Below are 14,543 nucleotides of genomic sequence, written 5' to 3'. Positions count from 1 at the left end.
TGCTGATCTTGCAATACAACCTGGCCGCCTGGCAGGGAAAAAAACCGGCCTACTGCCGCCCCGGCTTCGAAAACAAGGACTTCCCCTTGCAGGAACAGGACCTGAACATCTTGCTGCGCGCCGAAGAATACCAGCACCCAGACTCCCGCCCGCGCCTGCTGGCCCGTCCGGAAGCAGAACAGCGCCCCACCCACAGCCTGACAGACCTGGAACATTACCGCCTGCAAAAAGACCTAAACCAGACCCACAAACCGGGGCTACGCCGCAACAGCACTGGCGAACCAAGGCTATGTGCGGCCACCTGCTGGCAATGGCCGCATGCCATGCTGCACGCCGCCCTGCAACGCAAGCAGCCCTTCCGCCTGAGCCATGGCGACGAATGGGAACTGGCATTGCTACCGGATGAAGACAACGCCAGCGGCCTCAGCCTGCTGCGTCTGGAACAAGACAAGCAGCGCGACCCGATCGACTGGCTGAAAAGCGATCACCTGCTACACCTCATTGCCGATAGCACCCTGCTGTGCGGCAAGGGCATCCGCCCCTGGGGCAGCAGCGACTATCTGTCCGAGCTGGAACAACTGGCCAGCACACTGGACATGCCACTGGAAGATTGTGCCCGCCGCTACGGCAGGCTGCGTTTGCGCGCCGACAAGAACAGCGATGAAGGCTGGCTGTTTCATCCGGTACTGGGGTTTGGGCGCAAACGCTAGGCATATTCGGCTATACAGCGGGCTGATAGTCGCTTTAATCCACATCAATTCCTGCCTTCATACAGATGTATCTCGCTTGAGAACATGCCAATCGGATGTTAATTTCATTTTGGCTTGCCATACGCATTTGGCAAAAAGACTGGCTAATCCGCAATAACCAACAGGTGGAGGATATGACGCAAGCAACCCCACGCAGTCAGGCCTTGCAGCAATTGATTGCTGCCTTTATCGATAGTCGCCTTAACGACAAGCAGGACCAGACCGCTGAAAACGTCACGCCAGCAAAGTCCACTCTCACGCAAGAAGACATCAGGGAGTGGTTATCCAAAGCTGTCGCAAATTTGAAGTCGCAAAAGAAAAATCCCTTACGCCTGGCTACCCATCCAGCCAAAGCAACTCATTCAGCTACCGAAGCCAGTAGTCTGTTTAAGCTACCCAGCAGCCTTCCCCCGCGCTTAGAAATCGGCAGCCATGCTTTGCCTGATGATCAGGTAGATGCTGTAGGCAATGCCGCCGTACTTGGCATATATAAATTCCTGCTACTCGATTTTGGTGGCGAAAGCCTGCTGTCACTTCTGAATAAAGCCGATCAAGATTTGCTGTCGGCCTTTGGCGTGGACAGTGCGCTGGCAGAAGACTGGCGCTCAGAATTTTGCAAAGTGCTTTCCCAAACAGTAACGCCTCATGCTGGGTCGCTAAGCAAACAAATCTACTGGCCGGTGTCGCCAGATAAATACCTTGCCGATGCCAATAACGACAGCCATTACCACCTGCTGTCCATCCTCAACTCCAGCGCAGTCAGCCATTGGCTGTATGGCCGCATTCAGGAACACCGCTTTGGCGACGCCGCCAAGGCCGCACGTCAGGCGAAACGCGACGGCAACAACCACCCACACGGCTACCACGACTACCCGCAACTGGCAGAAGAGAAAAAAGGCGGCACCAAACCGCAGAATATCTCGCAACTCAACAGCGAACGCCGTGGCAGCAATTACCTGCTGGCCAGCCTGCCACCACACTGGGACAGTACGGAAATCCGCCCGCTTTACCAGCTGGACAACGCCTTCCGCCGCTTTGGCAGACGCCAGCCAGTGCGCACCTTGCTGCGTGAATTTGGCGACTTCCTCAGCCACCTCAAACCGGAGCACAACAACATCCATATCCGGCAGCGGCGCGAGCGCTATCTGGCCGAGCTGTTTGACGAACTGCTGCAATTTGGCGCTGCCTACAGCAACAGCCTGCCACCTGGCTGGACTGCCCACCCCGACTGCCTGCTACCCCTCGCACAACAATGCTGGCTGGACCCCTACCGCGCCGAACAGGACGACGACTTCAAGCAGCAATTCGAATGCCAGGACTGGCCACAACAACTGGCAACAGACTTTGCCTATTGGCTGAACCGCCGCCTGGAAGGCAAAGGCCTGCACCTGGCCGAAGCGGAATTCGACTTCTGGCAGCGCGAACTGGCCCAGGACGCCGGCTGGCAAGGCCAGCTGGACCGCCTGCAACAAGGAGTACCGGCATGACGCCACACCGCCTGCCCAACATTAACGCCCTGCTGCACATTCCCCACCTGCGCGTACAAAACGCCAATGCCATCAGCGGCCCGCACAGCTGGGGCCACCCCGGCCCCACTGCCTTCACCGGCCTGATGACTGCACTGCGGCGCAAACTGGGGCCGGAACTGGACCTGGACATGGTTGGTGTGGGCATCATCAACCACCACTACCAGGCGCAAACCAATGGCGACTACGTACAGCGCTTCAACCTCAGCCGCAACCCGCTGAACAAGGACGGCAGCACCGCCGCCATTGTGGAAGAAGGCCGCATTCACCTGGAGCTATCCCTGGTATTTGGCCTGGCACTGGGAAATACACTGTCCGGTGCCAGCCAGGCAGAGCTGGATCAACTTGCCACCCGTATCCAGCAAACACTGCACACCCTGCGCGTGGCGGGCGGCAGCATACTGCCCGGCCGCAGCCGCTTGCAGCCCAGGCTGAAACACCTGCCAGAATCGACAGACGAGCGACAAGACCAATTCCGCCAACTGCGCCGCTGGCTGATGCCCGGCTATGCGCTGCTGGCCCGCGATGATCTGCTACCAGCGCCAGCCCAGCCGGGCGAGGCCACTAACGACCAGCGGCTGGACGCCTGGCTGGACCAGTGCCGCCTGAACCACTACCCGGTAGCCGATGAACAAGGCCAGGTAAGCTGGCAGCACTCGCGCCAGCAAGGCCAAGGCTGGATTGTGCCGCTGCCGGTGGGCTATGGCGCGCTTACGCCGCTGTACGTGCCCGGCAGCGTGGCCCATTGCCGTGACGAAACCACACCGGTGCGCTTTGTCGAAAGCCTGTATTCACTGGGCGAATGGCTCAGCCCGCACCGCCTCACCGACTACCGGCAACTGCTGTGGTACCCCAGCCACGACGCCAGCAGCGGGGTATACCGCTGCCACAACGACTACCACCTTACCCGCGCCACCGAACCAGCCATTTTGGGAGAACTCGCATGAGCAAACTGGAAAACGCCTCCGTCCTCGCTTTCGAACGCAAACTGGACCCATCCGATGCGCTGTTTTATGCCGGCCAATGGGAAGAACGCACAGCAAGCCAGCGCTGGCCACACGTGGAAGTACGGGAAAAATCGGTGCGCGGCACCATCTCCAACCGCCTGAAAACAAAAGGCCCAGAGAAGGATCCTCTCAAACAGGACATTAAGATCGAGAACCCTAATCTGCAAACCGTGGACGTGGCCACCCTGCCCCATGACGCCGACACCCTGAAAGTCAGCTTCACCTTGCGCGTACTGGCCGGCGTGGGCAAACCTTCGGCCTGCAACAAGGCCGACTACCGCAGCAAACTGCTGCAAACCATAGACGGCTACCGTCAGGAATACGGCTTTGGCGAACTGGCACGCCGCTATGCCACCAACCTGGCCAATGGCCGCTTTTTGTGGCGCAACCGCGTGGGCGCCGAGCAAGTAGAGATTCACATTGCCCAATGGCAAGACGGTGCCGCCGTACAAAGCTGGCGCTTCGACGCGTTGGCCCTCAGCCTGCGCAGCCTGGAAAGCAATGAACAGGTAGACCGCCTGGGTGCCTTGATTGCCGAAGGACTGGCCGGCAGCCAGCACGTGCTGCTGCACATCGACGCCTATGTACGCAGCGGCAACGGCCAGGAAGTATTTCCCAGCCAGGAACTGATTATGGACCTTGGACGTGGCGACAAAAGCAAAACCCTCTACATGGTGCAACAAGGTAATGCCCGCATTGCCGCCATCCACTCGCAGAAAATCGGCAACGCCCTGCGCACCATCGACACCTGGTATCCGGGCGCTGCCGACAACGGCCCCATCGCCATCGAACCCTACGGCGTCGTCACCACTCAGGGAGAAGCCTACCGCCAGCCCAAGCAAAAGCAGGACTTCTACACCCTGCTGGACAACTGGGTGCTGAAAGACAGCAAACCGGACACCGAGCAACAGCACTTTGTCATCGCCACCCTGATTCGTGGCGGCGTATTTGGTAAGGCTGACTGATGGACCACTACCTGGATATCCGCCTGCTGCCGGATGCCGACTTCAACGCCACGGTTTTGCTGGCAGCCCTGTACGCCAAGCTGCACCGCGTGCTGAGCAAGCAGCAACGGGGCGACATTGGCGTCAGCTTTCCCGGCTACAGCACCGGCAAGCAGCAAGACAAAGACCCAGCCCCGCCCAGCCTGGGCGCAACCCTGCGCCTGCATGGCAGCGCCGCCGCACTGGACAGCCTGATGGCCAGCCACTGGGCCAGCGGCTTTGCCGATTACGCGCTGATTGGCAACATCCGCCCGGTACCCGCCACCACCCAGGCTATTCGCGTACAGCGGCGGCAAGCCAAAAGCAACCCTGCCCGCGAACGCGCCCGACTGATGCGCCGCAAAAACATGGATACCGCCGAAGCATACCGCCGTATCCCTGACCGCAAGGCACGGCGCCTGTCCCTGCCCTACATCACCCTGGACAGCAGCAGTACCGGCCAACGCTTCTTGCTGTTTATCGACCAGCATGCAGTCACTCAAGCAGTCAGCGGTGAGTTCAACAGCTACGGCCTGAGCAGCAGCGCCACCCTGCCCAGTTGGTGACACGAGGGGTTGCTACCGGAGAACGGCAGCAACCCTTTTTTTTGCGTGGCTCCGTGATCTTTAAAAATCAATCAGTTACAACGCAGCAGCAAAGAAAGGTTTTCGAAGCCAGAATGGCCCACAGCCGGACTGGCCAAGCAAACCAGCGTAAAGCGGCCTGGTTCACTGCCGGACAGGCAGCTCAGAAATGTCCGGCCGTTCGGTTTACCTACCCGTGCAGGTTCACTGCCGGACAGGCAGCTCAGAAAAACGACAGAAGCCCGACGCTTACTTGCAACCAGTTCACTGCCGGACAGGCAGCTCAGAAAAGCCTGACCCGCGAGCAGAAGACGCGCAACAAGTTCACTGCCGGACAGGCAGCTCAGAAAATGCAGCAAGGTCTGGTATCCACGCTGGACAGGTTCACTGCCGGACAGGCAGCTCAGAAAATGCTGGACAGTGCCGAGTGTCTGCAAATGTTGTTCACTGCCGGACAGGCAGCTCAGAAAAACGACAGAAGCCCGACGCTTACTTGCAACCAGTTCACTGCCGGACAGGCAGCTCAGAAATTAGCCACGGATTCGTCGGCCTTGCTCGGCGCGTTCACTGCCGGACAGGCAGCTCAGAAATGAATCATGCCGGCGTCTGCTGGGCCGCTGGGGTTCACTGCCGGACAGGCAGCTCAGAAATGCCAAGAACAGCAGATCAGACGTGAAACCATGTTCACTGCCGGACAGGCAGCTCAGAAAATCGCGAAGAACGCCCGCATTGCCCAGCGCTCGTTCACTGCCGGACAGGCAGCTCAGAAAAGCTATATCGCAAACACGATCGCGCAAGTAACGTTCACTGCCGGACAGGCAGCTCAGAAAATCCTCAAAACGTCCAGCTTCACGCAGTAACTGTTCACTGCCGGACAGGCAGCTCAGAAAGTTGCAATGCCCTGTGCCAAAGCGCTTGCCGGGTTCACTGCCGGACAGGCAGCTCAGAAAAAGCTGGAGGAAATCTTCGGCTTTGGCGTTTCGTTCACTGCCGGACAGGCAGCTCAGAAAGTCCGAAGGCGGCAATGCTTACCCTGACTTATGTTCACTGCCGGACAGGCAGCTCAGAAAATCATGACCCTTTTGGGGTTATGCTGACCCCAGTTCACTGCCGGACAGGCAGCTCAGAAAGCTTCAGAATAGCTGGAAAAACGGTGACGTTGGTTCACTGCCGGACAGGCAGCTCAGAAAAACTACAGCACTGAGGACATTTTCCTGCACGCGTTCACTGCCGGACAGGCAGCTCAGAAAATATTGAAGGCGATGAAACCGGCGCACTGAATGTTCACTGCCGGACAGGCAGCTCAGAAATTGAGCCAATGAAGAGTAAATAGCGTTTTTCCGTTCACTGCCGGACAGGCAGCTCAGAAATTGCTGCCGAACGTGCCGAGCAAGAACGCCTTGTTCACTGCCGGACAGGCAGCTCAGAAAAGTACCAGTCAGCGTCGAATTCTTCTTTCAGGGTTCACTGCCGGACAGGCAGCTCAGAAAGCGCTACGATGACTTGGCTGTACCGAAGACATGTTCACTGCCGGACAGGCAGCTCAGAAATACCGGGAAACTTACACCTGGGCAAATGGCGTGTTCACTGCCGGACAGGCAGCTCAGAAACAGCCGCACCAGCTATCAGTTGCTGCCGTCCCGTTCACTGCCGCATAGGCAGCTCAGAAATCCAAAACTAAGCCGCCTTGTGGGCGACTGTGACTCACTGCCGGACAGGCAGCTCAGAAAGCCCCGCCCGCGCAGGTGCCGGAAGGTATCGAGTCCACTGCCGGATAGCCAGCATCGAAAGGCTGACTCGTCTACTCTGCGGTCCATTCGGTCAGTTTCCGCACTCCCCTGCCATCCCTAGAATCCGCCGCTGGTGCTCAACACACCTTCTCGAAGCGGTTGCCATGCCCGAAAGCAGATGGCGTTTTCATGCTCAAAGGAACCCGCTCGATGACAGCTCAAACCACCCCCCAACATCCCCCGCCCCTTTGCTTTTACTACTACGGTAAGCCCCTGCATGTGCAACACCACCATGGCCAATGGTGGCTGTACAGCGGCGATGTGCTGGCCGTCATTGGCCGTCGGCTGGGAAGCCGTATCCAGCAATTACTGGCCGCAGACCCGACCCGCGAAAACACCGCAGAAACTGAAGACATAAAAGAATACTGGCCCGCAACGGCGCTGCTGCGCGCCTTGCATCGCAGTGGCAAGCCGCTGGCGCGGCAGTTACGTGACTGGTTGAACCGAGAGCTGCTACCGGCACTGGAACAGCTTCCGCCCACAGCCCCGCGTTGGGAACAGGCCCTGGCGCTGGCGGCGGAGGCCGGGGTGCAAGTCAGCCATGCAGTATTGCAGGCGGTGCTGACGCAGGGCGCGCGCTGGCAGCATTCGCACTGGCTGCTGACGCTGGATTACACGCCGGACCATCCCTTGCGCCATGCGCATGGCCGCTTGCTGGGGCTGAACAGCAAGGCAACGCCCTTGCAGGCCTTGGCACAGCAGATAGCCACCGCGCAGGGTATTGCTGCGGATAATGGCGAGTTGTTAGGGCTGGCGACGGCGTGCCACCAGCAATTGCGTGGACGTTTGCAACGACAGGCACGGCGCATGTCGTCGTCGGGATAATGGATGCGTGGGTAGCTAACATCATGCGCACACGGTAGCCGCTTGGGCTGCCGCGTGCACATCAACCAGATCAGGAACATACCGGCCTCTGACAGCAGACTCCGGACAATCAGCCAGCAGACGGGATGGTCACGGCTACACCCTGAAACCGGAAACAGCATGTTTAAGTTCATCCGCCATGGCCTTGAGTTGCTCGGCATTGGCAGCTACCTGTGAAACAACCGTACTGGTCTCTTCGGTCATGTGGGCGATGTGCTCAACACGTTTGGCAATCGCATTGCTTGTTGATTTCTGTTCCCGCAAGGCGTTGGAAATTCCGCTTACAGCCTGCACAACAATTTTTGAACCATCACTGATCAATTGCATTGATTCGCCGGCACGGTCTGCCAGCACCACGCCATCCGTCACCCGCTGGTTACCCAGTTGCATGGTGGCGATCGCCTGATCGGTATTGCTCTGGATGCTGGATATCATCGAGGATATCTCGCCGGCGGACATGGTTGTCCGTTCCGCAAGTTTGCGAACCTCATCCGCGACCACGGCAAAACCCCGGCCTTGTTCGCCGGCCCGGGCGGCTTCGATGGCCGCATTCAGTGCCAGCAGGTTGGTCTGATCTGCAACTTCCTTGATTACATTGGCAATGCTGCTGATCTGTTGCGACTGGGTGGACAGCGTGGCCATCTGCTGCGCCGTCTCACTCACGTTCTGGGCAATACGGGTCATTTCATCCGTTGCATCCTTGACCTGCAATGCCCCCAGGTCGGAACGGCTGCCAGACTCCGTGGCAATCTGTTCGGCTTCCTGTGCATTCCCCGCGACGATATCAATCTTGACGGTCAGCTCTTCAATCGAGGACGCCACAGACACCGTATCATCGCTTTGCTTTGATGCGGTCATCGACACCTGGCTGGATGCGGCGGCGAGTTCGGCCGCCAGGCGGGAAACATTCTCCGAACTGGTCAACACCTTGCGAATCAACTGGGCCAACTGATCCTGCATCACCTTGATCGAGGCCATCAGGCTGTCCTGGCTGGCACCGGCAACCTCCACCCGGGTTGAGAGATCGCCAGAGGCAATGCGGCGCGATACCTGCATGGCGTAATGTGGCTCGCCACCCAACTGCCGGATGATGCTTCTGCTGACATACAGCGAAAGCAGCATCAAGGCGGCAAGCATCACCAGCGCCGTGATCAGGCTGCCCGAGATAATGCGTGTTCTTGTCAAATCAAACTGCTTGTCGGCTTCATCCGCTTCCACTGTCAGCGCCGAGGCAAAGGGAGTCAAAGCGTCGTCAATGGCTTTGACATAGGTGTCCATCTCGTCGTCCAGTGGCCGGATCAGCTTGAGATCGGCATCGGCCTTGAGTAGTGGCAAGACACGGGATTCATACAGACCCACCAGCTTGCCGTATGCGGTTTGCGCCTGCTCTACCCATTTTTTATTTTCCGGACTGAGTGCAAGTTCACTGGCACGCGCCAGCCTTTTTTCTGACACCGCCTTGATTTCAGCCCAGTCTTTGGCGGATTCATCCAGATTCCGGTTAATGATGCTGTCGGCAATGACCCGATATATCACCGGACCGATCTTTGCAGTAATCAGCATTTCATTGCTTTGCTGGCTGCGCTTGTAACCGGCATCCTGAAGATCTCCAAGATAGTTCATACCGATATTGGCAATCAGCAACAGCAAGGTGAAGGCTGTCGTTACAATCGTCAGCAAAATGTATAAACGACTTGAAATTTTGAGTTTTCCCATTCTGGCGCCTTCCAGATGCAAGGATTTAACCGATGAAATCATCTATTAGCGTAGACGGTTATTTTGCAAGTGAGAAAAAAGACGGAAGACCGGAACCCGGCCATGACATGGTGCCGCTTGGCGGCAGGCCCTGCGCGTGATGCAGGCGGGCCAGGCATGCAGAGGGCATGAAAAACCGGCAGCGGGCACTTGGCCCGGCTGCCGGTCTTGTTTTGTGCTGAGTTTTATTTTTCTTCCAGATCGTATTTGCGGATCTTGTCGAACAGCGTGGTTTTGGCGATTTTCAGCACTTCGGCGGTTTTGGAGACATTGCCGCCCTGTTTGCGCAGTTCTTCGGCAATCATGCCCTTTTCAAACGATTCCACCGCCGCGTGCAGGGTGAGCTGGGTGTCGGCCATGGCGTTGCCGGGCACCATTTTCAGGTCCAGCACAAAGCGGTCGGCCTGATTGCGCAGCTCGCGCACATTGCCCGGCCAGTGGTAGGCCATCAGGTCGCGGATGACTTCCGGGGTGATGGCCGGTGCCGGTCGGTTCATGCGCAGCGCGGACTGGGTGACAAAGTAATCAAACAACAGCGGAATGTCCTCGCGCCGGGCGCGTAGCGGCGGCAGGTCCAGCGTGACCACGTTCAGGCGGAAGTACAGGTCGGCGCGGAATTTGTCTTCTTCGGCCAGCTTGGACAGGTCGGCCTTGGTGGCGGCAATCACGCGAAAGTCCACCGGAATCAGCCGGTTGGAGCCCAGCCGTTCTATCACCCGCTCTTGCAGCACGCGCAGCAGCTTGATTTGCATCGGCACGCTCATGCTTTCGATTTCGTCCAGGAACAGCGTGCCATGCTGGGCGTATTCGATTTTGCCGATGCGCTGCTTGCTGGCCCCGGAAAATGCCCCGGCTTCGTGGCCGAACATTTCGCTGTCAAACAGGCTTTCCGGCAGGCCGCCGCAGTTAAGGGCGACGAAGGGGCCGGTGCGGCCGGACAGGTCGTGCAGGCAGCGCGCCAGCAGTTCCTTGCCGGCACCGGTTTCGCCGTTGATCAGCACATCGGTGGGCGTGGCGGCCACGCCCTGCACCAGGTGGCGCAGTTCGGCCATCACGTTGGAGTTGCCAATCAGGCGACTTTCCAGCCCGCCATAGGCGGCCAGTTGCTTGCGCAGCTGGCGTACTTCCAGTGCCAGACGGCGCTTTTCCAGCGCGCGCTGTACCACCGACACCAGCACTTGCGGCAGGAAGGGTTTCTGGATGAAATCGTAAGCCCCATCGCGCATGGCTTGCACCGCCATGGCAATGTCGCCGTGGCCGGTAATCAGGATGACCGGCAGGTCGGGGTCGTCGGCCAGCAGCTCCTGCATAAAGGCCAGGCCGTCCATGCCGGGCAGGCGGATGTCGCTGACGATGATGCCGGCAAAGTCGCGGCCTATGCTGCGACGGGCTTTTTCCACAGAATCGAAACCCTGGGCCGGGATGCCGTCCAGCCCCAGCGCCTGGACATAGCCCAGCTGCACGTCCTGATCGTCCTCGATCACCAGTACTTGTAGATTGCTCATGTGTTACTCCTGCTTGTTCTGTCTGAGCGTGATGGTGAATACCGCCCCGCCATCCGGGTGATTGTCGGCGCTCAGCATGCCGCCGTAGGACTTGATGATGTCCGAGGACAGGGCCAGCCCCAGGCCCAGCCCGCTGGTTTTCTTGGTGGTGAAGAAGGGTTCGAAAATGTGGGCGCGCACTTCGTCGGACAGGCCGCTGCCATTGTCGCGTACGCTGATGCGCACGGTGTCGCCCTGGCGCGACCAGTCCATGCTGATCTGCGCGTTGTCCACGCCGTTCAGCACATCGATGGCATTGCTGATGAGATTCACCAGCACCTGTTCCAGCCGCACCGCTTCACACAGCACCACAATATCCGCCGGTTCGGCGGGCAGCTGCAATGTTATATGTGTCTTTTTCAGCCGGTGGTTCAGCAGGAACAAGGCGTTTTCCACCGCCTGCGCCACTGCCACCGATTCGCGCTCGCCATTGGGGCGGCGGGCAAAGGATTTCAGTTGCTCGGTGAGTGAGCCCAGCCGCACCACGATGTCGGTGATGCGTTCCAGATTGGCCCGCGCGGTGGTGAGGTCGTTGATTTCCAGAAAGCGCACGGTATTGGCCGACAAGGCCGACAGCGCCGCCAGCGGCTGGTTGATTTCGTGGGCAATGCCGGTGGACAGCTGGCCGATGACGGCCAGGTTTTCGGTGCGGATCAGCTCGTTCTGGAAGTTTTCCACCTGCCGTGCCGCCTGGATGCGTTCTTCGATTTCCGTTTTCAGGTTGGCATTGGCCTGTTTCAGCTCGCTGCTGCGCTGTTCCACCTGCTCTTCCAGATGGTCATGCGCCAGCTGCAGATTACGCCGCGCCTCGGCCTGGGCTTTCAGGTTCATGCGCCACAGCCTTACCGAATGCAGCAGCAGGCAGGCAAAGCCCACCATCACCGCCACCGCCAGTGCCCGGGTAAGGGCCAGGCTGTGCAGCTCGTGGGTGTCGTTGAGCATGGTCAGCGTCATGCCGCTGACCGGAATGGTCTGGCTGACTGCCAGGTACTCGTGCCGAGCCCGCCCCTGCCCCATCTGCACCAGCATGGCCTGGCTGTTGAGCACGCTCTTGCGCTGCCACAGCGGGGGTTTGATCACCTGCTTGTTGTACTGCTGGGCTTTTTCCAATGCCAGCCGGGCATCAAAGCTGAGCGGAGCGGTGGCGTGATACTTCCACTCCGGCACCGATGACAACACCACCACGCCATTGGAATCAGACACCAGCAAAGGCTCCACGATATTGCCCCACATGTGCTCCAGTTGTTCCAGCCCAATCTTGATGGCCACCACGCCCAGCCGCTCCGACCCCTGATGGATGGCTGTGGCAAGGTAAAAGCCGGTGGCATTGCCGGTGGTGCCGATGGCGTAGTAGGTGGTGATACGGTTGGCCGCCGCCTGCTGGAAGTATGGCCGGTAGGCAAGATTACGCCCGACAAAGCTGTCTTTTTGCCGCCAGTTGCTGGAGGCCAGCACCTTGCCCTGCTTGTCCACCAGATAAGCCTGCAGCGAGCCGGCACCCTGATTAAGCCGGGTGAGATAGTCATTGGCCTGCGCCAGCAAACGGGCATCCCCCGGATGATCAAGGGTTTCGCGCAGGTTGTCGTTATAGGATGCCGCCAGCGGCAGCAAGCCGAACTTGTCCACTTCGTGTTGCAGAAAACCGGCATTGCGCGCCACGCGGCGCACCGATTCCTGCTGGCGCTGCTGCAGCTGCTGCTGCCAGCTGACGGTATAAACCACCCAGGCCGACAGCAAGGACAGCACCAGCGATATCAGCAGGTAAAGATAAAAAACAGTTCGTTTCATACGCACTCCGGGCCTGGCCCGTCTGGCTGGATTCAAGTCGTCGCCCTGTGGCGGCTGGCTGGTGATGGCTGGCATACGGGCATTATCCCACAGTGCCCAGTCACTTTTTTTGCACTGCACTATGCAAAGCAAAAAAACCACGCGGGAGTCAACCCGCGTGGCAAGGTCATGGCAGGGCCACGACGACCGAAAGGATAAAGAACAAGACTGCTAGAACACGTTGACCAGCACGATGGTGAACACCGCCATCACCAGCCGGGATACTGCATAGCCTACGGTATAGCCCACGGCGGGTACCTTGCTTTGCGCTGCGTCTTGCAATGCGCCCAGCGCGGCCGTGGTGGAACGGGCACCGGCACAAGCGCCCAGCAGGATGCCAGGGTGGAACTTGAACACGAAGCGTCCCAGCAGCAGGCCGACAATCAGCGGCACCAGAGTAACCACGGCACCGGCAAACAGCAGGGTCAGGCCGTATTGTTGCAGGCCGGAAATAAAGCCGGGCGCCGCATTCAGGCCAATCACCGCGATAAAGCCGTTCAGGCCAACGTTATTGAACACCCACAGCGCAGGGCCGGGGATCTTGCCGAAGGTACGCATGGTGGCACGCAGGTAACCGCAGACGATACCGGCCACGATGGAACCCACCGAAGTACCGAAGCTCAGCGGAATACCAGCCACATGCACGGTGATGGCACCCAGAATACTGCCCACCACGATGCCGAAGCCCATGAAGGCCATGTCGGAGTTTTCCAGTGGACGGTCGGCATAGCCCAGTTCCTTGGCCACGGCCACCACGTCTTGCTTGGCACCAAGGATGGTCAGCACGTCACCACGCTGCACCACCACATCATGCCCCATCGGCATGTCCAGCTCGCCACGGCTGAAGCGGGTAAGGAACAGGCCACGGCCCGGCTTGCCAAACAGCGCGGTAGTGATATCGCCCAGGGTTTTGCCGGCGTATTTGCGGCTGGTGACCACCAGGTCGAGCAGTTCGGTGGAGAAGTCCAGCAGCGGAACGTCCTTCACTTCCTTGCCAAAGTGGTTCTGGTACTTCAACAGCGCGGTCAGGGTGCCGGAAATGGCCACCACATCATTACGCTGGATGCGGGTAGTGCCTTCGCAATCGACAATCTTGGCACCCACGGCCTGGCGCACACGGCGCACAAAGATTTCGTGGTCGAACATGGCTTCCACTTCGGAAACCGTTTTGTCGAACAGATCGACATTACTCAGCAAAAAGGCACGGGCGGAAAACTCACGGTAAGCAGTGCTGCCCACGGTATGGCCGTTGCCATTTTCCTTTTCATAGTTCTTGCACTCTTCCACCAGGTTGAAGCCCAGCACTTTCGGGGCAAAAGTCGCCAGGAACCAGGCCGAGCCGGCAGTACCGAACGGGTAGGTCACGGCATAGGCCACCGGCATCAGTGCCATGGCCACTTTCACGCCACCAGGCATCTGGTTTACTTGATTCAGCAGGTCGGTTGCCACTCCCAGTACGGTGGAGTTGGTATAGCCACCGGACAGCAGGCCGGCAGTCAGCGCAGCATCGTAATGCAGCATCTTGCCCAGCAGGATGGCAGTCCCCAGGCCGGACGCACACACCAGAATGGTAAAGAACACCTGCGAGATACCGTCGCTCTTCAGTGCGCGGATGAACTGCGGACCAACGGCATAGCCGACAGCAAACAGGAACATGGCAAAGAAGGTGGATTGCAGCACCGATGGGATCACCAGATGCACCTGACCGATCAAGAGACCGGCCAGCAAGGTGGAAGTCACCACCCCGAGGTTGAATTTGCCCAGACTGAGATTGCCCACCCAGAAGCCGACGGCGATGGTCAGATAGATCGCAATCTCCGGATACTTCTGCAGGGTATGAATGATGTAGTCCATGATAGACACCTTTGTATTGTCAGCAGCTGCCCGGCTCACCTGCACACGGGCAACTGCCAT

At 58.9% G+C, this 14,543-nt stretch carries 10 protein-coding genes and 1 CRISPR repeat array; of the genes, 6 read left to right on the top strand and 4 right to left on the bottom strand.

Annotated features, from left to right (window positions below):
- The first annotated feature begins 8 nt into the window (after positions 1-8).
- The 6 genes from GSR16_RS21035 to GSR16_RS08660 all read left to right on the top strand — a co-directional run bounded on the left by GSR16_RS21035 (position 9) and on the right by GSR16_RS08660 (position 7,464).
- Entirely contained in the window at positions 9-710 is a 702-nt protein-coding gene (locus GSR16_RS21035; RefSeq protein ID WP_205677528.1) for a hypothetical protein, read from the top strand.
- Between the two features lie 173 nt (positions 711-883).
- Complete coding sequence (gene csy1, locus GSR16_RS08680; protein WP_240902635.1) at positions 884-2,236, top strand: type I-F CRISPR-associated protein Csy1; 1,353 nt, start codon at positions 884-886, stop codon at positions 2,234-2,236.
- Complete coding sequence (gene csy2 / locus GSR16_RS08675) at positions 2,233-3,222, top strand: type I-F CRISPR-associated protein Csy2 (protein WP_159876449.1); 990 nt, start codon at positions 2,233-2,235, stop codon at positions 3,220-3,222. Before csy1 ends, csy2 begins: the two co-directional genes overlap by 4 nt.
- The gene (csy3, locus tag GSR16_RS08670; protein ID WP_159876447.1) at positions 3,219-4,247 is read left to right on the top strand and encodes a type I-F CRISPR-associated protein Csy3; all 1,029 of its coding nucleotides are present in this window, start codon (positions 3,219-3,221) and stop codon (positions 4,245-4,247) included. Before csy2 ends, csy3 begins: the two co-directional genes overlap by 4 nt.
- Positions 4,247-4,831: a type I-F CRISPR-associated endoribonuclease Cas6/Csy4 gene (cas6f, locus tag GSR16_RS08665; protein ID WP_159876445.1), complete on the top strand. Its 585-nt coding sequence runs from the start codon at positions 4,247-4,249 to the stop codon at positions 4,829-4,831. The genes csy3 and cas6f overlap by 1 nt, the downstream gene beginning before the upstream one ends.
- Positions 4,832-4,991: 160 nt before the next feature.
- Positions 4,992-6,579: direct repeats of the CRISPR family, unit length 28 nt; unit sequence GTTCACTGCCGGACAGGCAGCTCAGAAA.
- 210 nt (positions 6,580-6,789) lie between these two features.
- Entirely contained in the window at positions 6,790-7,464 is a 675-nt protein-coding gene (locus tag GSR16_RS08660) for a BRO-N domain-containing protein (RefSeq protein WP_159876443.1), read from the top strand.
- Positions 7,465-7,599: 135 nt separating this feature from the next.
- Here GSR16_RS08660 and GSR16_RS08655 read toward each other — a convergent pair whose 3' ends face one another.
- From GSR16_RS08655 to aspT, 4 genes are all read right to left on the bottom strand, one after another.
- Positions 7,600-9,183 carry a methyl-accepting chemotaxis protein gene (locus GSR16_RS08655; RefSeq protein ID WP_159876441.1) on the bottom strand — a complete coding sequence of 528 codons (1,584 nt, stop codon included), beginning with the start codon at positions 9,181-9,183 and terminating at the stop codon, positions 7,600-7,602.
- Between the two features lie 260 nt (positions 9,184-9,443).
- A complete protein-coding gene (locus GSR16_RS08650) occupies positions 9,444-10,763 on the bottom strand; it encodes a sigma-54-dependent transcriptional regulator (RefSeq protein WP_159876439.1) in 1,320 nt (439 codons plus the stop codon).
- A 3-nt stretch (positions 10,764-10,766) separates the two neighbouring features.
- Positions 10,767-12,590, bottom strand: coding sequence for an ATP-binding protein (locus GSR16_RS08645; protein ID WP_159876437.1), 1,824 nt, complete (start codon positions 12,588-12,590; stop codon positions 10,767-10,769).
- Positions 12,591-12,800: 210 nt separating this feature from the next.
- Positions 12,801-14,483: an aspartate-alanine antiporter gene (gene aspT / locus GSR16_RS08640; RefSeq protein WP_159876435.1), complete on the bottom strand. Its 1,683-nt coding sequence runs from the start codon at positions 14,481-14,483 to the stop codon at positions 12,801-12,803.
- Positions 14,484-14,543: the final 60 nt, after the last annotated feature.

The organism is Aquitalea denitrificans, assembly GCF_009856625.1.
Lineage (GTDB): Bacteria > Pseudomonadota > Gammaproteobacteria > Burkholderiales > Chromobacteriaceae > Aquitalea > Aquitalea denitrificans.
Note: the sequence above shows the minus strand (reverse complement) of the source record. Positions and strands in the feature narration are given on the sequence as shown.